The following is a 21125-nucleotide window of genomic DNA, read 5'->3' as shown; positions in this document are numbered from 1 at the left end:
GCAAGGGGCAGCAAACAGAGAGATGTGTTCAGTTGGTTGGCTCGAACTCTCCGGAAACTTCGGAGAGTTGCTTCAATGCCGCCATCAAGCACCGATAACCCACATACTCCTGCTCCAGCCTCACGCCGTTCCCCAACCGATTGTCCCGCAGCTCATCAAACACCGAACGCTCCGCTGACGTCAGACAAGGCAAGTCATACACAACTTGACGATCTTCTCGCCCCCAAAATTGTGCGTGGGCATCAAGTGTGCTGCGGTCCATCAACAATGACTCGACATGCCCAAACCGGCGGCGCAACTGGTCAAGAATCGCAAATCCATGAGTATCAATATCGCCCCAGTAATAAATCCTACAGTTCGATAGCCAATTCGCTCGCCCTAGCGCATCCCAGCCGTAACCCTTGCCGAATACCACAATGGAGCCCGGCACAGGCGGAAAGGCTAGAAAGTTGGTTTCATTCTCGGTTACGAAGACCTGCCTGACGGCAATACTCAATTGAGCGAAGCTGGCTGCATCAAGGGTGATATCAGGCAAAGTGGGACCCGGCAGGAGGATCAGACTCGGATCTAACACCCGCAAACGAATCCCTACGGGTTTATCGAGAAAGCCATAGCGGGCAGAAAACTGTGTGACGCCTTTATATTGCTGCGCAATAGCCAGCTCGGGCAGAACTTGGTCGAACAGCTCACTCAGTACGGCCTTGTATCTTTCGATGAACTTGCTGTGAATTCCAGGTATGTCTATCTGCCGAAGGTAGATACCGGGCCGAGGATGTTCCGCCATCCAAGTCACCACATCCAGAAGCGCGGCCCAATGCCGTTCCAGTTCCATAGCCTGCAACGGCCGGCTCCCCATCCAGTCGACCAGCAAGGGTTGGCGGCGTCGGGTCAGTTCAAGCAGGACCTTGAAGCGCTTCGTCTCACCCTCTTTGCCAATCAACGCAATAGCCTCTTCCAGTGAATCCACCCAGATAGAAGCCGGCAAGCGTTGCGCCCCCACAACCCTGTGATTGACTTCCCGCCACTGGATGCGAATGCCGTTGATATTACTTAGCTGCGCGACCCAGGCTCTGACACTATCGAAGGAAGCACTCAGTTGCGCAGTATCCGGCCCCTTCAATATCAGCCGCCGTGGCTCCCAAGCGTCCTCCGTCACCAGCAAGCGCAGCAGCTCGCCCCGCTGCCAGAGCCGTAATAACTGCTGTGTGAGTTCCGCTGCCGAAGTCCATTTCATGACGATAAATCAGGTCGGTTCAATCGATACTCTTCAATGGATAGATTGCGCAGCCGAGACGCCCTCCCCCCGTCGTTCTGTACAAAGCCCACGCTGGAAACAAAAGGCTCAATGATGTGGATTTTCTGCAACGGTGTGACAATCAGCAACTGCAGGTTGAGCTGCTCAAACAGCCGCAAACCATACTCGGCCGACTCATCGGAACCGCGTCCAAACGCTTCATCGATTACTACGAACCTGAACGAACGCGAACGTACAGCGCCCCATTCCAACCCAAACTGATAGGCCAGACTTGCTGCCAAAATGGTGTAGGCCAACTTCTCTTTTTGCCCACCGGACTTACCGCCCGAATCCGAGTAATGCTCATGCTCACGATCATCCTCACGCCATCGCTCACTGGCGGCAAACAAGAACCAGTTGCGCACATCGGTGACCTTGCTGGTCCACCGTCGGTCTTGCTCGGATAGTCCCTCCCGCCCACGAAAGCGATCAATGATGGTTTTGACCTGCAGAAACTTGTTTTCCGAATACTGCGCATCCTCGGACCCTGTCAGTGCGCCCTCGGTACAGGCACGCAATTGCATCTGGAAATCTCGAATATCCGCATCCGGGCTCAGTTGGGACTCCAGCACGATGTAGCGACCGGGGTTGTAGTCGATCTGCCCCAGGGATTCATTGATACGGCCAATCCGTTCCTTGATGGTTTCGCGCTCCCGAGCCAATTGCCCGTTGAAGTTGGCGATCTCATTGATCGTGTTGACGTTGAGCAACTCCTTGAAACGTCGCTCAAAACGCGGCAGATCGTCGCGGTTAAGTTGGTCCAGCAAGTTGCCATACTCATCGGCGGCATTGAGATCGGCGTCGAATTCGCTGGTCTCCAGTTTGTAGGCATCCTTGAACGCCACCATGGCACGGATGATCTTGTCCCGCAGCCGCTCCAATATCTTGGCCTCGGCGTCCATTTTGCCTTGCAGCGCTTCGCGGACTTCTCGCTCGGCGCCGTCGCAAGACTCAACGGACAACATCCGCTCACCCAAGACATGAAGACGCAACGCTTCCAGTTGAGCCCGGACAGACTCGTCGATAACGACCAACAAACATCGAGTTTCGGAACGCAATGTGCTGGCAACATCGTGCTTGGCCTCAACGTTACCCAACTCCTTGTCCAAGCGGGACACTTCATCTTCCGTTGCCTGAAGGGCTTCCTGCACTGATTGGAGCTGTGCCGTCAGTTGCAGCAATGTGTCACTCGCGGCCTCCAACAGTGCCTTTTCATCCTGCAACCGCGCCACAAGGGTGGCGCATTCGGCCCAGTCAATTTCTCGGTAATCGGTAAACTCATGAAGTGCCGCGAGTGATTCCAATTGCCGGCGCAAGTGAGCACGCTGTTTTTCGGCACTGGCGACACTTGAGCCTATGTCAGCCACATGCATTTCTAGGCGATGTCTAACCGCCTCAAGCGCCGAGATTTTCTCTGCGTTGCTCCACCCTAAAACATAACGACTGCGGTCGTCCAAACGATGCCGATCATCCTTTTCATGCCGCTCCCCCGCGCCCTTGATCTGCCCCGACAGGGACAAGGCGCGCACCTCTCGGCGAAACTGTTCCGCCGTCTCACAGCAGGCGTAGTTAAAACGATGAGCAAGCTCACGTGCCAACCAGGGATAAAACGGCGAATCGGGTTTGACGCTGAGTTTTGTCACCAGCGACTGGGGGTGCAGGTCTGGCGCCTCGGTTTGGCGGACTGCGCGCACCCTGAAATACACGAGACGCCCCGCCAAGTGAGTTCGATCAACCCATGCCGCTACCTGTGCGTAGTGTTCGTCCGGTACCAGCAGTGCCAGGCCAAAATTGTGCAGCACCCGCTCGATAGCCCCTTCCCACGGACGATACTCTTCGCGCACCTGAAGCAGCTCTCCGACAAAGGGCATCAGTTCGTCATCTAATCCAGTTGCCAGACACATGGCTGCCCGTAACTTAATCTGGACTTCCGGAATATTGCTGCGTCGGGCCCTGAGGCTGTTGATTTCGCTGGAAAGCGCATCATGCTCGCGCCGCCCTTCACGCAATGAAACGCCCCACTCGGTGATCTGGTTTTGCAGATCAGCTTCCTCGGTACTCGACTGTTCGCGACGAGCCCGCAGTAGTTGCTCCAGCTGGATAAACCCTGCCTCATCATCAACAGGCGACTCACCCGCCGCCGCAAGCAACTGCCCGTGACGTTGCGCGCGCTGCTGACGGCGCTCCCGCTCATGGTCCTGTTTGCGAATCTCAATCGCCAGTTGCTCCAGGCGATCACCGCCCTGCTCGGCCACCGCCCGCTTGAGGGAGTCCACGTCCAACCGTTGGCGGTCACGTTGCTCGACTTGACGCTCCTTATGAGAAGACAAGCGCTGTTGATCATTGGCCAATAGCTGCAAACGCCGGTCGAGCAACCCAAGTTTGAGCTCCGAGAACCATGGCTTAAGGGCTTCACGGCAATCGCGCAACCCGTCCTGCTCAACAATCAGACCTTGGTATTTGTCGCAGTCAGCCACCAATGGCTCCAACAGCAGGCGCTGCTGTTTGGCCTTGAGCACCGCCTGATGAGCACGGCTCAAATCGTCAAAATGGGCGATCAATGCAGTGATACGGGCCGCGGCATCGAACGGCTCAAGCATATGGCTACGAACAAATTCGGTCAGGTTTCCGACAGACTTCATCGAAACCGTTTGATGAAACAGTTCCAGAGCTTGTTCATTATCAATCCCCAGACGCCGCCGAAACCAAGCACCGTACTTGGGAAAACTGTCCTGAATATCGACGCCGTCGTTACGCAGCCGTTTTCGCAGTTGTGCAATGTCGGTGCCGAAGTCAGCAAAGTCAGCGGCAATACAAAGCTCGCGTTCGGCCCCCACGTAAAAACGCTCTGGCGGCCCCTGTCCATCCTTTATCCAGAATACCTGGGCCAGGGTCACCGTCTGGTCGTAGCCTGCGTTATGAAATACCCCCAGAATCACCGAATAGCTGTTGTGATCGCGCAGGGCGACCGGCTTTGCAGTTCCGGTGACCTCGCTGCGTTCAGACTTGAAATGCCCCAACACGTACGAGCGCAGGCTTCGCTCCTTGTTTTCGGCTCCGGCGGCTTTGTTGTAGGCAATCCGCTGAGTGGGCACCAACAACGTGGTGATCGCATCCACCAACGTAGACTTGCCAGATCCAATATCCCCCGTCAGCAGGCTATTTTTCCCATCGGGCGACAGCGTCCAGACCCGCTGATCAAAGGTCCCCCAGTTGAGTACCTCAAGGCGCCTGAGGCGGAACCCGGAGAGCCTGTCATCACCGATAAAATCCAACTCCGTAAGCAACGACTCACTCATTGTTCAATCTCCTGCACGCCATCAGGCGCTGACTCGCTTTCTCCCGAAAGACGCATCTGGTACTCCCCAAGCCGCTTATCGAAGTCAGACAACCATTGAGCGTCTACAAACGCCTTGAGGATGCGCCGCACCTCATAGCTCAAGGGGCCGGCGGTACTCTTGAGGCGGCGTAAAAAACCCAGCTCGATGATCTTGGTGATGTGTGCATCAATCTGGTCAACAAGCCGGGCTTCGTTGCTGCTGTCGGGCAAAAAAACGCGAATCAGTTCGACGATTTCATCACGAGTCAGCACCAGCCTCGTTTCACCGCCAGAGGCGTCGAACTCTGCCAGTTTTTTTCGCAGCAAGGCCAAGAGCAGACTGACCGGAAATGACAGCGGTCTACGCGCAACAAGCCGTGGCACCCGAACCTGCGGTTCATCCTCGTCGGCCTCGGCACGGCTGCGCAGGAAAGCGTAGCCTTCGGCCTCATCCAACATTAACTCCAGACCCAGCACTGTCACGTAGCCGCGAACCTGGGTCTGCCAGTTGAGTAACGTCCCCCACAGACGCTCATCACCTTCGCGATAAATCACTCCCTTAAGCAGCAAAACCAGCAGCGTCGACAGATCTGCTGCGGCAACGTCTATAACCACGTCCGGCGCATGTTGTTCTTCGCTCATCCTTGCCTCACAAAAATAACGCGCGCCAGCCGTGCCTGCTTTCGTACGGGATGGCCGTCAATGGACGTAGCCGTCCACAAAATCGGCTCGTTCTGGCTGTCATCGACGACGCCTGTAAATGTTTCGCTGGCCAAGTGAAGATAGGCCACCAACTCGGCCAACCCTTGGCGCAACGGTTGTAATCGGATCAACTCGCACAATGTGATTTGCGAGCGGGTCTGCAGTGCCTGATCGATATGAGCAGCGAGCCTCGCAAGGTCGACCATCCGCTCGTTGTACAAGGCACTCACGTCGAGATCATCGTCGCCGACTTGCACGCTCATGCCCGCAAAGTCGGGCTTCAGGGTCAGTGTGTGCAAGGGCCGTTCCATGGGTAACTCGATACGGGCCGCCACATCGACCATAAGCATAAAGTTGCCCAAGGGGGGATGCTCACGAACGCCCAAGGCCTTGGCTTCTAACGCCCGCAGGATGTCCATGATTCGGCGGTTTTCCAGCCATACCTGATCATCCAGAAAGCGTCGCAACTGCTGGGAAAGTTGCGCGACCATGCGCTGGGTATGTTCGCCCGCCTCAAGCCAGTCGTAATGCACACGACGAGTGCGAATATCCGGCTTCAACTCCATCACCGGCGCCAGGGCAAGCACATGATCAAGCATCCGTGTCAGCTCCTCCTGACGGCTGGTCGACATCAAGAACCCCCAGAACGCCCTGAAACTGCGGCCCTGATCGGAGTCTGAAATAGCATCGCGCTCGCCCATGATCTGTTCCAGCAGCTCGCCCTTGGCGCCATCCCATATAGCGATTCGCTCACGCACACGTCGATCCAGCAGGCGAAAGTTATGTTCGACCTCTCGAAAATCGGCGAGCAGCTCCCGTGACAACTGAGTAAATTGCTGGAAGCGATCTTTCAGGGCTGTATCGTGCAGTAGAGGCACGTCACCACCCAGGATCTGTGAGATTTCCGCATCCAGCTCATCCCGGCGCTTGCGCAACTCGGCCACACGCTTGGCCGGATCCGCTTCACTGCCCTCGCTCATCTGCTTAAGCAGCTCAAACAGTGTCAGTAACCTGGACTCGGTACCGACAAACCCCCGTTCAACGAGGGAAGCCAACCAACCGATGGCCTTCTCGGTAGACGGCGTTAGATCAAACTGTGGCTCATCGTCGTCTTGACGGTAAAACTTGCGCAGCCAGCCCTTTTCCGGGCTGGCCCAATCATTGAGGTAATACAGCGCAGACTTGGGAAAGGCGTTGTCGTCAAGTTGCCTGCGCAAGGCGAACAACTCGTCTTCCAGCGCCTCCGCCAGGTCAGCGGCGGCAATGATTCGCACGTTGGGGGCGACAAACACGCGGTGCAAAAAACTTGCAACCAACGAACCGTGGTCCGAGCACAGCAACCGCCATGCCGGATGATGCATTCGCAGGCTTTCAAGGGTGGCGTAATCCATCACGTACCGATTGCAGAGTTAACGAACTCAAAACAATGGCGCCAAGCCGAGGTATTTTCCACTCCTAAATTGACGTACTAGCCGAACGGCTAGGTTGTTGCAAAAAGCGTCCGTCAAAAGTCCAAAATTAGATTCAGAACTTTTGAACAGGACATTTCAGTGTTGTTGTCGCAACACCTCCAACCGCGCCGGCAAGTCTTCCTTGGGAAAGCGCTTATGTAACTCCAGCAGCTTCTCATCCGCCGCCTTCGCTTCTCCCGCCTGCCGCAACCGCAGGATTTCCTGCAGCCCTTGCTCCAATGGCGGCAGCACAACAGCCGCGCGTTTGCTCATCTTCGCCACCGGCTCATCCGCCAGCGAACCCGCCACTTCTGTCTGCACCTGCGGTGCGCTATCGGCCTGCGGAGCCACGGAGAATCGAGCCATCGGCGCCGCTGCCGGAGCCGGACGGGCCAGTTCTTGCGGAGCCGCCGCGTAAGTGCCTGTGGATAATTCCGGCTGCGGCACCGGCGAGCGCGTAACCAAACCAATCATCAGAGCGACACCCGCGACGGTGGCAAACGCCATCTGCCAGCGCGGCCGTTGGCAGGCCTGCAACCAGCGCTGCCACAGGCCGGGTTGCCGCACGGGCGCTTCGCGGTGGGCGGTGGCCAGGATGAAGGCGTCCAGGGAAGCCGGCGGCTCGCCGCTGGTGTGTTGACGGAAATGCTCGATCAGCACCTCGTCGTTCGAGTCCTGGGTATGTCGGGAGTCAGTCATGCGGGTACCTCCTCGGCCAGCAGTCGGCGCAGTTTCTGCTGGGCGTAACGCAAGCGGCTTTTTACCGTTTCCAGTGGGGCGCCGGTGAGTGCGGCGATTTGTGGCACTTCCAGCTCGCCGTGCAGGCGCAGCAGGAACACTTCGCGCTGGTCTTCGGGCAAGTCCTGCAGTGCGGTGTCCAGGCGCGCCTGGTCGCGGCTCAGGCTCAGCAGTTGTTCGGGCCCGGCGCTGTCGTCGGGCTGGCCGTGAAGCTGCTCATCGTAGCTGTCGTGCAGTGGGTTGTGGATGCCGTGCTTGCGCCAGTGGTCGATCAGGCGGTTGCGGGCAATCTGGAACAACCAGGTGCGAAAACTCGCCCGCCCCTGTGGCTCGCTGGTGCTGCGGATCAGGCTGAGCCAGGTGTCCTGGAACACTTCCTCGGCCAGTTCGGCCTTGTTGCTCAAGGACACCAGAAAACGGTACAGGCCCTGTCGATGCCGCGCGTACAGGGCTTCGAACGCTGCACCGTCGCCGCTGCGGTAGCGGGACAGCAGGGCTTCGTCGCTGGGTGAATCCATCAGGTGGCGCACTCCTTTGAGGTGGATCAGTGTTTGGCCGGGGCCTGGAGGCTCTGGGCCAATTCGACCTGTTGCACAAACTCGCTGCGCAAGCCGAAGGGGTCGTCGCCCCGAGCGGAGCGGGCCAGTGCGGCCGTGTCCTTGAAACTCATGGTGCCAGTGTAGCGGCCATCACCCTTGAGTTGCTGGGCGAAGGCGGCCACGGCGGCAGAGAAACGCAGGTCGTCGCTGGGTTTGCCACTGTGCTGGTTGCTGATGGGGTGTTCGATCAGTCGGCTATCGCCGCCTTCCGCTGGTTTGTAGCGTACCCGCAACATCGCCCACTCATCAGTTTTACCGTCAGCCTTGGCCGCCGATGCGTAGCGCAGCGGCTCCAGCCAACCCTGTTCACCCTTCGGAACAATTTCATACAACGCGGTCACCGTATGCCCGGCACCGATTTCACCGGCGTCGACCTTGTCGTTGTTGAAATCCTCACGTTTCAAGGCGCGGTTTTCATAGCCCAGCAATCGGTATTCACTGACCTGTGCCGGGTTGAATTCGACTTGCAGTTTCACATCCCGGGCCACCACGGCGAGGGTTGAGCTGAGCTGGTCCACCAGCACTTTGCGGGCCTCGCGCAGGTTGTCGATGTAGGCGTAGTTGCCATCACCGGCATCGGCCAGTTGTTCCATCAGGTGTTCGTTGTAGTTATCCACACCAAAGCCGAGAGTGGTCAGGGACACGCCGCTTTGGCGCTGGTCGACGGCCATTTGCTTGAGGCTGTCGAAGTCACTGACGCCCACATTGAAGTCGCCATCGGTGGCCAGCAGGATGCGGTTGATACCTTTGTCGATAAATCCTTCGCGGGCCATTTGGTAGGCCATTTCGATCCCCGACGCGCCTGCGGTGGAGCCACCGGCGGTGAGTTGGTCGATGGCGTTGCGGATCGTGGTTTTGTCGCGGCCCGAGGTGGGCTTGAGCACCACTCGCGATTCGCCGGCGTAGACCACCAGCGATACGCGGTCCTGGTCGCGCAGTTGGTCCACCAGCAGTTTGAGGGTGCTCTTAACCAGCGGCAGGCCTTCGCGGCGGTTCATCGAGCCGGACACGTCTACCAGGAACACCAGGTTAGCCGGAGCCAGGTCCGCCACGGCGCGGTCCGAGGCCTTGATGCCGATGCGCAATAGTCGGGTGTGGGGGTTCCACGGTGAGGGGGCCACTTCCGTGGTCACGCCAAAGGGCGAGCCGTCGGTAGGCAGGGCGTAATCGTAGGGAAAATAATTGACCATTTCCTCCAGTCGTACAGCACCCTCGGGCGGCAGGCTGCCTTGGTTGAGGAAACGTCGTACGTTGGCATAGCTGCCGGTGTCGACGTCAACGCTGAAGGTGGAAACCGGCGTTTCGGCTACGCTGCGGATCGGGTTGTCCGGTAGGTTCTGATACTGCTCCCGAGGCTCGGCCTGGTATTGCAGGGCGACTGTGTCGTTCATGACCAACCGCGACGCCATCGGTGCAGGAGCAACCATGCGCTTGACCATGGCCCCCTGAACGCTGGCGGGCTCACTTTGCACCTCTACGACAGGCGCCGATTCAGCAGGCTTGGCCACATCACGGGATGAAGAAAGCCCACACCCGGCAAGCGCTACCAGCAGGGTCACGGCAAAGCCTTGGGCGGCAGGACGCAACAGCAGAACAGGACGGGACATGGTCTGAACCTCGTGAGTGAATGATCCGTTCACAAGGTCAGACGCAAGGAGTTGGTGATTCGGGTTAAAGCAACTTAGCGCGACGGAATATCGCGCAAATCATCGACGATAAATCGGCTCAACACGCCCGTGTAAAAAGGCTCGACGCTGGTGTTGCCCGTGTTGGAGATAACCCCACCCATGGTCTTGTACTGCTGCCACTGACCCAACACACCACCCGGCACCAGACCACTGCGGTCCTTGGCAAAGTGCAACACCTCGGCGCCGCCCTTCTTGACCTTGACCTGATAGTTGAAGTCGACACTCAGCAAGATGGTGTTGTCGTCGACAAGCACCGTGGCGAGTCCGCCCTTGGAGTCCTGGATATGGCGGGTGTAGACCAGATTCACATCCAGCAGGTAATCGGCGCTTTCCTTGCTGGTGGCGTATCGCTTGGCCTTGAGCAGCCGGTTGACCAGGTCGACGCCCAGTTGCTCGCGGACTTTGTCATCAGGCAGGAAGCGTGGGTTCTTGCCCACTACTTCAACGTCGAAGGTATCGAGCCAATAGGTAGCGGTCTTGGGAATCTGAACCGGTGCGGGGGAAATGTAGTAAGCCGGCTTGGAGGCGCAGCCAGCCAGAAAGCTGAACGCCAGGAGTAAAGCAACAACGCGCATGTCTGAACTCTTCCCTGAATGATGTCAATTTGACTTCATTTTACGGCGTTGTCGGCGCCTTTTCGAGTCCTGCTTCAATTTGAAGCAATAGCCCCAGCGGCCAGCAAGCCAATACCGGCGTACCACCCCCAAAGGAACGGCCTGGCCTGGCGATTTTTTCGGGCATAAACGTACACATAGCAGGGGATGAACAGACACAGCAGCGCATGCCCCAGCGAGTTTTTAACGGCCACACAAAAAATGGCCAGCTGCATCAAAATTGCCAGTCCCAGTCCAACCATGACCAATGTCATTACCACGGTATTTCTCCTGCGCGGGTGCGTGTGTTACTTCGAGTGGGGCACGACGGCACTGGCCAACCTATCGCCAAGGCGACGAAGCCAACCCTCCATCAGGCGTACAACGTCCAAAAGTCCATGCCATCCACAACCCAATACCTTTGCTCTTTCGGGATCAGCTCCGCGAATGAGCCAGACGGCTGCCCGTCCCAGTCCGAGGGCACATAGGATTCATGAAACCTGTCCCAGTCAACATGCCGGAACACCTTGCTATCCAGGTCCACATAAAAGCGGGGCAGCCTCATTCGCATTTTCTCGCATTCATCCAGACGAGGCTTCGCGTGGCCAGATAGAACGGCCTCGATATGGTTATGAAATTCGCCAAGGTAGGCAGCGGAGTAACCGTAGGTGAAGAAACTGACCATCCACTCCAGCGAATAAACGTTGACGCTGTTGCTATCCAGATAGCGCTGAAAGGTATTCACCTCCAGAACCGGAACGCCCCCTCTGAACTCGGAAACGGCCTGGTCATAGAGGCTACTGTCCATGACGCCACTTTCGACATAGCTCCTGTATTCAGGCCTGACATCGATACAGAAATTTCCCTTGTCGTCTGCCAGGTAGTAGTACTTGCCATCAGCGACAAACACCGCCAAATCCCTGCGCCCCTCGAAAATATCTTCAAGCAGGCCATCAACATCATCTGCAGAAATCATCAGCGCCTCTTCAGTTGCCATGGAGCCCGGCGGCACCCGTCGATACCTGAGCGACTATAGGATTTACATTGGCGCCAGGCTCTGGCTCACGCCGCCGGAGCCACAGTCGCCACAGGAATACGCTCATTGGGAGCAGTCACGTCATACACGTGCTGCTCACACCCCTTCCCGATAATCACGAACTCCACCAGGTAAACCTTTTGCTTCTCAGGCTTGAAGGCTGAACTCATAGGGCCGCATTCATACACATATTTTTTGACGAGGCCGGCGTAGTTGGCGCTGTAGACCCGTGACTCGCCGATCACTTCAAAGGGCTGCCCCGGGTCAGCCTGCACTTCCAACTGCGGGAAGCGTTTGACGACAGCGCTGTTGGTGACCTCGCTCATCTTGGCGATCCAGCCGAATACCTTGCCACGGCCGGAATCAACCACCGTCCCGAGGATTTCCGGACGCTGGTCCACATCGGAACTACGGCGCACGGAGAACTGCACCGGATAGGTAAAGCCGGTCGCCTTCATGATGACTTTGGCGTGCTCGGCATCCACCTCGACCTTGTTTTGCTGCAACTGGACGCCGTCCTTGAGCAGGGTTGGCGAGGAGTTCCTGGCAGTGGAGTGGCAGCCGGCCAAGGCCAGGGCGAGGATTAGGAGTGAGGTCTTTTTCATTGGTTGCTTCCTTGAATACAGATTAAAAATCTGGCTCGGGCTACGTGGGAGAACCGCAGCCCGACGCCGTTTTCTATCGGTTGTAATACTTAAAACGCGTAACGCGCCTTGAGCATCACCCCATCCGCGTCAAACCCACTGCGGGCCTGGCGGGTGTAGCTGGCCCCCACGGTAAAGTCCGACACCTGGTAGTTCACGCCAACACTGGCTTCATAGCTGTCACGCGCCACCGAAGCGCCGGTAACGGTGAACGCAGAACCGCCAAGCACATAGCTGGAGGTTTGTGCGACGCGATCACCCATCAGGTCGTGATACGCCATCAAGGTTGCTTCCGGCTGCAGGCTACCGGCGCCCATTGGCAAGTTGCCCGCCAAACGCACACCAGCGCCCAGCTCGCCCACTTCATAGCGTTGCGACTGGGTGCTCAGCGCGGCCGAAGAACCCTTCTCGTCGAAACCGTCCATGCGCACGTTGGCGTAACGCGCTGCCACGCGCGGCTCGATCACCACGGCCTGCGACGGCTTGAAGCTGTAGCCGCCGATCACACTGGCAGACAGCACATTGCTGTCGTAACTGCCCTTGGCTGTGGTGCCGGCGATATGGCGTTTGCTGTCGTTGTCGTTATGGCCATAGCTGAGGCTGCCGTCGACAAACCAGTTTTGCAGCGACCAGTTGCCGTACAGCGACAGCGCATGGCCCTCCACTTCGGTCTTGTTGCCGAGGTCGGAATGGATGTTGGAGTTAAGGTAGCTGTACGCCACGCCCAACGTGGTGGTGTCGTTCAAGCGCCCGTCCACACCCACGGCCATGCCGCTGCTGTTGGCCGAGTAGCCGTTATTGCCGCCACGCCCGTCCTGGTCCATGTTGCTGCTCAGGCCCTGCACCCACACGCCGCCGGTTTGATGGCTTTCGCGCTGGTCGGTGAGGCGGTTGAAGATCGCACCGTTGATCACGGTTTGGCCCGACAACGCCACGTCCAGGGCGCCGCGGTTGACGTCTGGTTTGAGCTGTTCGCTGACTTGCGCCAGTTGCTGCGCAGTACCGGCGTTGGCCAGGGCCTGGAACACTTGATCGTTCTGGTTGAGGCTGCCGAGCACGTCATTTTTGAAGGTATTGACCGCCGTGGCCGCTGCGGCACTGGCGCCCACGCCGGCCAGCTCTTGCTGCACTTGCTGGTTGTCCTTGACCGCCACCACCGCCTTGACGGTTTGCGCGTCGGCCGAGTAGCTGAGCACGTCGAGCAACGACGACGAACTGGCGACCGACAGGCCGTTGTTCTGCACGCTGTTGGCTTGCACCAAGGTGTATTGGGTGCCGTTGTTGGTGCGTGCGAAGTCGCCTGGCTGCGCGCTCACCGTCAGCTTCGAGGCCTGGGCGAACGTGGCGTTGCCATTCACGTTCAGGTACGGCGTGGTCGGCACGACGCTGTCGGACAGATGCATATCGATGCCCGCGCCGTTGGCAACGTTAAGGTCGCCGGTGATCGTGGTGCCCGGGGCGGAAAGGTTCAGCGAGCCGGAGTTGATCGAGACCGGGGCGATGATGCGGCTGCCGGTGAAATCGGCTTGGCCTGCGACATTCACCGCGCTCAAGTTGAGCAGGTCGCCGGTAATTTTGCCGCCGGTCCAGTTCAGCGTGGCGAGGTTGGCGGCGTCGATGGCGGTGCCGGAGTTACTGCGGATCTCGCCGGCTTGCTGGTTGATCTCAAACGCCGAAGTCTGATCGGCAGCGTCCACGTGAATGGCTGTGCCATCGGCGCTGATCGTGCCGCGGTTAACGATGCCACGCGCACCGGTTGCGCTGTTCTGGGCAAAGGTTGCCCCGGCAAACTCGAAGGCATTGGCGTTGGTGCCCGTGGCCTCAAGGGTGCCGGTGTTGAGGATGTAGTCGACCGTGCCGTTTAGAAACATCACCGTCTTGGCGTCATTGCCGTTGGCGGAAAGCAGACCGCTGTTTTCAATGCGCAGAGGATTGGTGTCAGTTTCCACCTCGATACCCCAGGCGCCCTCGCCTGTTGCCTTGAGCGTGCCGGCGTTGAGGATTTTGCCACCGACGGTGGTGCCCAGATTGTTCTGACGGTCGAGGATCAGGCCGATTGAGTAATCACCGTTCAAGTCGATTACGCCGGTGTTGGAAACGTCGCCGGCGATGGTGGTGCCATGCAGGTAAATGCCTTCACCGCCATCCACGTAGGAGGGTGAAGCCGGCGGGGTCAGGGGCAGCGTGGAACGGATGGTGCCGGAGTTGATGACACTTCCACCGATGGTCGTCGCGCCGATCTCAAGGCCCTCGTAACCCCCATTTTTCATAAGAATGTTGCCCGCCTGGACCACGTCCCCGGTGACAGTTCCCGGGCTCAGGTTTTGCGGGCCCGACCAGAACAGCGGGTCCAGGGCAATCGCACGGATGGCGGCGCCTTGGGAATCCAGAGTGATGTCGGCACGGTTGATCAACGAACCCTGGATAGTGGTGTTGGCCACACCCAGTCCGGCAGGGTTGGTAGTGGTCGGCACCACTACTTCGGAGAACGTCCCGTTGATAATCAATGACTCATTAAAGGTCTCGCCGACCCAAATGTTCTTGCCCTGCCCCAGGTCGAATTCCACCGCCAGCGCTTGCGTACTGATTGCGCCGACCATGAGTGCCAACAGGCTTTTCTGGAACTGCTTACGCTTCATTTCAAACTCCATGAACTACATTAAAAGCCGCCAATAGGCCCGGCGGCAGTAGGTGTACTGAGAGAGGGATCAATTGATCCGCTGCATTCCCCCGGGGTGCCTTTCTGAAACGCAGGCGCGCAAATATGCACCGCAGCCGGCGATGACAGAGAAGAGGTTTTGGGGGCGAGGTTCACATTAATCCTTAATGTCATTTGAAAACGCTGCAGTCCATGCAGCCCGACCGGTTGCGGGTGGGCGGGGTAAAGACAATGGGATATACAAAATGTTCAAGATGCCCTGCGGGTTCGGTCAATAACCACCCGCGTCGACATCAGCCACCGCAAGCCACGCGGCGACCACCTGATCAAAAGCCTCATCACAAGCCTTTACCTGCAACTGGACAATTGCGCGTCTGGCATCGGCAATCGACCAACCCGCGGAGTTCAACGTCAGCCAGGCGCAATCAAGGCGCCCGGCGGCGATGAACTCATCGAACAAGGTCCTTTTATCCCGTAGCGGATCAAACCAGGCGGGCAGTCTCACACTGGGTGGAGTGGGCATGTCCCGGTCCACGATTTCGAAGGAGCAACTGCACTTCCACCAGGCTCGTGAGGCATTCGACGGGTCAGGGAAGTCCCCGGAGTACGGTGTAACACTGTCGGGCATGCTGTGAAGTGGGGTCAGCGTTTTAAACAATTCGGCCTGCGCAAACCCCTTCGGGTCGTCACCGGTTTTCAACGACAACGCATCTAACTCAGCCAGGCAATCAAGCCCTACCGCGTCAGCGAACGCCTCAAGCTCCGGTGTGATGCCATCGTCCAGGCTCATCGACATCATCGCGATCACGGCGAACAACTGTGCGGGAGTCCTGGCGATTTCATAGGTCATGCCGTCGGCTTCGACATACATCTCCACAAAGCAGGGCTCGCGGTCCACAAACCAGTGTTTCCAGTAACCGATGTAAGTGGGGCCGGAGCCGTCGCTCCAGATGGGCGTAAGCGCAGGTGGGTGGCCGTACCAGCCCGCGGGAGCTTCCAGCGTGCAGATAGGCACCCTGATGGCGCCTTGCGCGCAGGCCAGCAGCGTATCCGGCAGGCTCAAGGCGCTAACCGAACAAACAGATTGGGCACATCACGCACGAGGTTATAGCGCTTCATACCTGCCTCCTTTCGATCAAATCTTTTACATAAGCCAGCTTATTTAAAATGAAGCTCGAAAAGTCTTCAGACACGACTTCAACCTCATCGATTTCAGCGTCCAGCTCAACGATCGCCCAATTGCTCCGAGTATCAAAAGCGTATGAAACCTCGCAGGAGTCCCCCGCGAAGACATACAGCCCGGCATAGATGCCCGCGTCTGCATCGGCTAGAGCGGTATACCTTACCGGCCCATCACTCACATAGAGCGCACAGTCCAGCTCACCAAACCCTAAGGTGGCAAGGAACTCCAGATAGTCAGCAGGAACACCATTGCGACTCGCGGCATCCACCTCGCTCAGTATCAAGTCGACGTTATCTATACGGTCGCCAAAGTCCCCTTCATAGCCCACAGCCGAGGTTATCTCGCTGACCAACTGTCGTATTTCAAGTGTGTTTTCCATTGTCACTCTCCTGGTATTTCCTGATCTGCTCGCGGAGTTACTTGAGCTCTTTCACCAGATATCCACCGGAGATCTGCGTGATACCCGTCAACGCACGGCGCAATGCCTCAGGATCAGTGCGATAAGTGAGCGGTGTGTAGCCGTAGACATTCTGACCATTGAACGGCGTGACCGTCTCCACCGTGCGCCAGAGCATCTCGTCGCCACGGTCCATGCGCGCCACCACGGTTAGCGTTGGGTAGACCACGCTGCTGAAACCCTGGGTCAGGCGAAAACCCCACTCGCCCACCGTCAGTTGAATCTGCGCATCGGCCGGCTCGTCGTCACCCACCACCTTGAGCGATGACGTCTTACCCAAGGCATCGATAAAGGCCTGCTTGAGCAACACGCCCAAGTCGATATTTTCGGCATCCATCACCGTGAGGATCGCCGCCGGCGTCGACATCTCGGCCAGTTGCCCCGCCTTCATACCGGCGGCAAACCCCGCGCCGCTCAAGGCCGACGTGCCCAGCTTGGACGCACCGCTGGCCATGCCAACGCCCGCGCCGAGCCCGGCACCCAGGGCCGCACCCCAGGCTTGTTCACGGCCCATGTAGACCATGTTCTTTTCCCATTTTACGGGCAGCACTTTGACCGTCTTGACCTGCGCACGATGCTCGGGCGTGAGGGGCTGGCTGACGCAGCCGCCGAGGATGAGGGTGGAGAGGAGAATCAGGAGAAGGTTTTTCACATCAGTCCTTTAATGTTGGTGGTGGGTGGATGCGTTTAATCATCGCCAGTGTGTCGGCAATGGGGGTGAAGACATGAGGCATTGGGAGTGGGCCAGTACTTTGCTGCCTTGCGTGGGTTTGGGTGCGGGCTTATAGTCCGGGCCGTCGCCCATATGGCGATTCAGGTTTGGCGACCTGACAACAGAGCGCAAAAGCATCCCGCTTCTATGCAGGTGTTTTTGCACCCGCAAAGCTGTGCATGATATGGCGGCTGTGCGCGGGAGACCTTCGGGTCTGCCGGTTTACTCTGTTGCCGGTTCGCCAACCTGCGTACAGCTGCCACCCATTCGTTTGGCGACGAATGAGTGGTGGCTTAATCCACCAACAGAGTACTGACAATGAATCGATACATGCCCCTAACGGGCCACGACTGCACCGTCCCCGCCCTGCTTATCGACACCCATGCGCCCCTCGACGTCCTCCACGACGCCGCCGTGTACCGGATTCGCGCCGTCACCCAACTGCTGGAAAACCTGGCCTTCCGCGAACAGCTCAGCAGCGATGCTGTGGTGCTTCAAGACTTCGCCCAATTGCTGGCTATTCCGCTGCGCGATGGGTGTGATTTGCTGGATGTCATCGGTCGCCGGCTTAACAGCGTCAACTGACCGCAACAGGGCGGCTGACGAGTTGCCTTGTTAGGCGGTGAGGCCGTGACAGGGGCAGATCACACCTGTGGTCCGCCTCTCTGTACCCCGGCTATTGCGCTGCACGCCAAGCGTGAATAGCTGCCGACTCAAACCGATGAACACACCTAATTTTTTGCGCATCTACTCGACGGCACTTCTGCGACAGCGCCAGGCGCCTCTACGTCGGAGAGCAGCCGAATTACCCCACCGCATTGCCCGCCCTGCCTCTGAAGGTATGCCTCATAGTCTTTACCCGCCTCAGGAACAAACACGCGGGGATCCGGTACACAAAACGCCTCGCCGGTAAGCATTTTCATCACGACTACAGACGGTAGACCCGCGGGTATAACAAACTCCGCGTAAGACTCGCCGTAGCTCAGGTGATCACTTCTCCAGGAAGCAGGCATTCCGACACTTCGTTTGGTGTGTTGCCCCAAGGTGGAATTGACCTTATCCGCAACGGTATAACCGTAGGCATAAAGAGGTTCTTTACTCGAAGCGCAGTCTTGTCCTGGATTGATGGCAACCGGCAAACCGTTATTTCCAAAAAGACGGATGCGGGCGGTGGTTGCCTGATCGTAGGGAAAAGACTTTTCATTGCTAGTAGAACTGCAGCCGCTCAGGAATAGAACAGAAAAGAGGGTCAGCAAAAGGGTCTTCAAAATAACTCCTAGGCTCACATTTCAAGCGGTTATAGGTAATTTATTGAGGGGTGATAGGGGCAGACCACCAATATTCGCTTTCACACTAATCGTGGCCTGCCCCCTATTTTCTGTGATTACGAAATTACTAACTTTGACTCACTAACGTTACCACCGCGCAAAAACTCTTTGAAGCACGAGCAGATAAAATTTATATCTTTCGTCATTGACCGCGCAGGATATCGGTCGCCTAAAATTTCTATCATTTCTGCTCCTGCACGCTGATTACTGATAGTTTTTACATCATGCTCACCATCTTCAAGATATTTGGCCAACATGAGGAAAAAGTTTCCAGAATCCGTGTACAGATCTAATTTATATGGACCGTATTCAGGTTCGGGATCGATTACTAAGCTAATAACGCCGACACGAGAAGCATATTGTCGGACAATTGCTTCTACCGCTTCAGCTGTCGGCTGATGGATGATGGATGATGGATGATGGATGATGGATGATAGGTATCTGTAGTCTTCCTTGGTCAGGGTCCAAGACATATCCTCCTATCAACATCATTTTTTTCTCCTTGATAGATTTCATGCCCGGCTCCTAATAGTATCTTTTCGACAATCCTGTTATATCGTCGACCGCGTTAACTGTTAAAGATTTCAACTGGGTCAAAGGGGACGGATTTATTTAATCGACCAAATTGGAGTTTTTTTTAAAATTTAATATTTAAATAAATCCGCCCCCTTTACGTCTCTTTACGTCTTACTCTTCATCCCAAAAATCTCCGGGAGGCGCATACACCCCACCCCGTAAGACAGCGCACCAGCCGTAACTTCTATAAAACATCTCAAGATCAAGGATCTTGTAAACGCCTTCATCAACTTCCTGCAACGTAATCAAACCATTAGCGAAATGCGTATATCGACCGCCCGCCCCTGCAACGGCTCTTAACTCCAGTTCTCTACGATCCCAGCCTGATACCACCCCCGATGACTCAGGGACAGTATCCGAAAATGAAATTTCAAACTCTTTTGAAACTTTGCAAAAGCAGGGAATTCGTTCCTGCCTGAGTAATTCATCCGTGATCATGTTTTTAGGGAAATCAATATTTAATATCACTTAAGTGCACTCCGAGGAACAACAACCTCACCTGAAAAATTTCTTTGAAAGGTACTGACGGGACTAAAATATTGGGCCCCATGCGGATCGCGAATAGCTACAACGGAGATTCCATTTCTAGTTGTAACCCCATCCACCACAACAAAATGGGAAAAGTCAGTACCTTTCGTGTTGTCAACAATGCGGACAACCACCGGAGTTCCATCACCGGTGTATCTAGCCAAATCAGCAACATTTCTGCTCCCAAAGGCACTTGCAGGAACACCTTCAGAAGTCATCAGGCTTGCAACATCTCGAGCGTAAATCCCACCCTCAGAAGGCGCAATCCTTTGGATAAGAGATCCTATATCAACCTTCTTGCCCAACGTATCCAGAGCCATACCGCAAGAGTTGTGTCCGCAGGTAGGCACGGGCCCTTGGTTCACGACCAGACGATCACCATCTCTCAGAATCGAATCATCAAGCAATGGATTTTTGGGAGGTGCGCCAGCAAGCTCCCCAGCAGTTGTCGTTCCTTTTGCACCAACACCTTCCGCCCCCACCAGGGTAGCCCAACGCCCCGCAAACCACTCAATCGCCTTCCCACCAACCAGTCCGCCGGCAGCACCCGCCGCAGTGCCCAATGTCATATCGAACAATCTGTCGCCCAATTGCTCGGGTGTGGAGAAGACCAGTTTGTCCTCAGCCCGGGCGATGGCTTGTTCTGGAATCGGGCCCGTCCACCAATCGACGCCATCCCTGGCCGCCTGTGCGATGCCTGCGGGAATTTGGTCGTAATTATTTATAAGACCTTCAAGCCCCGCCTTGAATCGCCCAGGAAAATCGGCGGCAAGGTCCACAACATGACTACCTAAAGCCTCAGCTCGGTAACCCAGTTCATTGGCGGGCTCGTAGCCCGTGAAGGCCAGGTCCCTCGGATCAAGGCCATTGAAGCCGTCGAGCAGTGCTTCACGGTACTCACCTTGCGTAATTCCGTCTCGCAAAACTGATAGCTGCAATGAGCGCTCAAGATCAAACATTCCAAGGTTTCTGGACTTATCGAGCTCTTCCATATCCCTGATGATTTTCTTCTCGCACGCACCCGCTCCCGCTCCGAGCGCACTACACCCAGCTCTCGCCTTATCCGCATCCTCAATTTCACGGTGAGTCAGCCAGTTGTACGTCGAGGCTTTTTGGGCGATCTCCGAGCCCTTTTCAAGATCACCATCAACGGCTGCAGCTGCTAACAAGCCCGTCAGCTGCGACAGCATCAACGTGATGTCGTCATTACCGCGTGCTGCCCAAGCCAGCTGGTTGATCAGTGCCTCATTCAGTCCGGCAGCCGCAGCACCGGTTTTGAAGTCGTTGCTAGTCGCTTCGCCAGCAGGCCGACCATTAACGCGAGGAAATAGGCGTCAGACCACTATTCTTCTATGTTTTTAAAGAGCAACTCTGCCAGCCTTAAAACGTGGTCTGCCCCCTATTTTTTTTAATCGACTCATCTGGAATTTTTTGAATTTAATACTTAAATAAATCCGTCCCCTTTACGCCTAGTCCCCTTTACGCCTTTACGGTTATTGGTTACGAATGGCGCAGCTCATTTGTAAACAGTCGGTAACGTGCCTCTCCAAAAGCGTGCTGGTTCCATGTCCGAGGGAGTCTGCATTGATTTGCACTAAATGGCACTGGCTTGTGTATT

General features: G+C 56.7%; 19 protein-coding genes and 1 pseudogene. 1 reads left to right on the top strand and 19 read right to left on the bottom strand.

The annotated features are described in order from the left end of the window. Positions 1-28: 28 nt before the first annotated feature. The 15 genes from HBJ59_RS29955 to HBJ59_RS29885 form a co-directional block, all read right to left on the bottom strand. The gene (locus HBJ59_RS29955; protein WP_167665652.1) at positions 29-1234 is read right to left on the bottom strand and encodes a Wadjet anti-phage system protein JetD domain-containing protein; all 1206 of its coding nucleotides are present in this window, start codon (positions 1232-1234) and stop codon (positions 29-31) included. Beyond that, the gene (locus HBJ59_RS29950; protein WP_167665651.1) at positions 1231-4593 is read right to left on the bottom strand and encodes an ATP-binding protein; all 3363 of its coding nucleotides are present in this window, start codon (positions 4591-4593) and stop codon (positions 1231-1233) included. Before HBJ59_RS29950 ends, HBJ59_RS29955 begins: the two co-directional genes overlap by 4 nt. Then, a complete protein-coding gene (locus HBJ59_RS29945; RefSeq protein ID WP_010168804.1) occupies positions 4590-5255 on the bottom strand; it encodes a DUF4194 domain-containing protein in 666 nt (221 codons plus the stop codon). The genes HBJ59_RS29950 and HBJ59_RS29945 overlap by 4 nt, the downstream gene beginning before the upstream one ends. Then, positions 5252-6706: a DUF3375 domain-containing protein gene (locus tag HBJ59_RS29940; protein WP_167665650.1), complete on the bottom strand. Its 1455-nt coding sequence runs from the start codon at positions 6704-6706 to the stop codon at positions 5252-5254. Before HBJ59_RS29940 ends, HBJ59_RS29945 begins: the two co-directional genes overlap by 4 nt. A 156-nt stretch (positions 6707-6862) precedes the next feature. Next, positions 6863-7465 carry a hypothetical protein gene (locus HBJ59_RS29935; protein WP_167665649.1) on the bottom strand — a complete coding sequence of 201 codons (603 nt, stop codon included), beginning with the start codon at positions 7463-7465 and terminating at the stop codon, positions 6863-6865. Next, positions 7462-8022, bottom strand: a complete 561-nt coding sequence (locus HBJ59_RS29930; RefSeq protein ID WP_017478055.1) for an RNA polymerase sigma factor — start codon at positions 8020-8022, stop codon at positions 7462-7464. Before HBJ59_RS29930 ends, HBJ59_RS29935 begins: the two co-directional genes overlap by 4 nt. Before the next feature lie 26 nt (positions 8023-8048). After that, positions 8049-9710, bottom strand: coding sequence for a VWA domain-containing protein (locus tag HBJ59_RS29925; protein ID WP_167665648.1), 1662 nt, complete (start codon positions 9708-9710; stop codon positions 8049-8051). Positions 9711-9784: 74 nt separating this feature from the next. Next, positions 9785-10366: a hypothetical protein gene (locus HBJ59_RS29920; RefSeq protein WP_076015556.1), complete on the bottom strand. Its 582-nt coding sequence runs from the start codon at positions 10364-10366 to the stop codon at positions 9785-9787. Between the two features lie 74 nt (positions 10367-10440). After that, complete coding sequence (locus HBJ59_RS29915; RefSeq protein WP_218586014.1) at positions 10441-10659, bottom strand: hypothetical protein; 219 nt, start codon at positions 10657-10659, stop codon at positions 10441-10443. 98 nt (positions 10660-10757) lie between these two features. After that, the gene (locus HBJ59_RS29910) at positions 10758-11381 is read right to left on the bottom strand and encodes a hypothetical protein (RefSeq protein ID WP_167665646.1); all 624 of its coding nucleotides are present in this window, start codon (positions 11379-11381) and stop codon (positions 10758-10760) included. Between the two features lie 65 nt (positions 11382-11446). Beyond that, complete coding sequence (locus HBJ59_RS29905; RefSeq protein ID WP_076015558.1) at positions 11447-12025, bottom strand: hypothetical protein; 579 nt, start codon at positions 12023-12025, stop codon at positions 11447-11449. A gap of 89 nt (positions 12026-12114) precedes the next feature. Next, positions 12115-14703 carry an autotransporter outer membrane beta-barrel domain-containing protein gene (locus tag HBJ59_RS29900; RefSeq protein ID WP_167665645.1) on the bottom strand — a complete coding sequence of 863 codons (2589 nt, stop codon included), beginning with the start codon at positions 14701-14703 and terminating at the stop codon, positions 12115-12117. Positions 14704-14994: 291 nt separating this feature from the next. Continuing rightward, positions 14995-15786, bottom strand: coding sequence for a hypothetical protein (locus HBJ59_RS29895; RefSeq protein WP_167665644.1), 792 nt, complete (start codon positions 15784-15786; stop codon positions 14995-14997). Between the two features lie 52 nt (positions 15787-15838). After that, positions 15839-16285, bottom strand: a complete 447-nt coding sequence (locus HBJ59_RS29890) for an SMI1/KNR4 family protein (protein ID WP_167665643.1) — start codon at positions 16283-16285, stop codon at positions 15839-15841. A gap of 37 nt (positions 16286-16322) precedes the next feature. After that, positions 16323-17015 (bottom strand): hypothetical protein, encoded by a 693-nt coding sequence (locus HBJ59_RS29885; RefSeq protein ID WP_167665642.1) that lies wholly within the window; start codon positions 17013-17015, stop codon positions 16323-16325. 390 nt (positions 17016-17405) lie between these two features. Between HBJ59_RS29885 and HBJ59_RS29880 the strand changes: the two genes are divergently transcribed. Continuing rightward, positions 17406-17660, top strand: coding sequence for a hypothetical protein (locus tag HBJ59_RS29880; RefSeq protein ID WP_167665641.1), 255 nt, complete (start codon positions 17406-17408; stop codon positions 17658-17660). 146 nt (positions 17661-17806) lie between these two features. Here HBJ59_RS29880 and HBJ59_RS29875 read toward each other — a convergent pair whose 3' ends face one another. The 4 genes and pseudogenes from HBJ59_RS29875 to HBJ59_RS31290 form a co-directional block, all read right to left on the bottom strand. Continuing rightward, complete coding sequence (locus HBJ59_RS29875) at positions 17807-18343, bottom strand: hypothetical protein (protein WP_167665640.1); 537 nt, start codon at positions 18341-18343, stop codon at positions 17807-17809. Positions 18344-18459: 116 nt separating this feature from the next. Continuing rightward, positions 18460-18876: a hypothetical protein gene (locus HBJ59_RS29870; protein ID WP_167665639.1), complete on the bottom strand. Its 417-nt coding sequence runs from the start codon at positions 18874-18876 to the stop codon at positions 18460-18462. A 214-nt stretch (positions 18877-19090) separates the two neighbouring features. Then, the gene (locus tag HBJ59_RS29865; protein ID WP_167665638.1) at positions 19091-19447 is read right to left on the bottom strand and encodes a hypothetical protein; all 357 of its coding nucleotides are present in this window, start codon (positions 19445-19447) and stop codon (positions 19091-19093) included. Further along, positions 19444-20828: pseudogene (locus tag HBJ59_RS31290) on the bottom strand (cysteine peptidase family C39 domain-containing protein); the annotation flags it as partial. The pseudogene HBJ59_RS31290 and the gene HBJ59_RS29865, both read right to left, overlap by 4 nt. Between the last annotated feature and the right edge of the window lie 297 nt (positions 20829-21125).

Origin of the sequence: Pseudomonas sp. AN3A02, from assembly GCF_011765255.1 — a bacterium.
Taxonomy (GTDB): Bacteria; Pseudomonadota; Gammaproteobacteria; order Pseudomonadales; family Pseudomonadaceae; genus Aquipseudomonas.
Note: the sequence above shows the minus strand (reverse complement) of the source record. Positions and strands in the feature narration are given on the sequence as shown.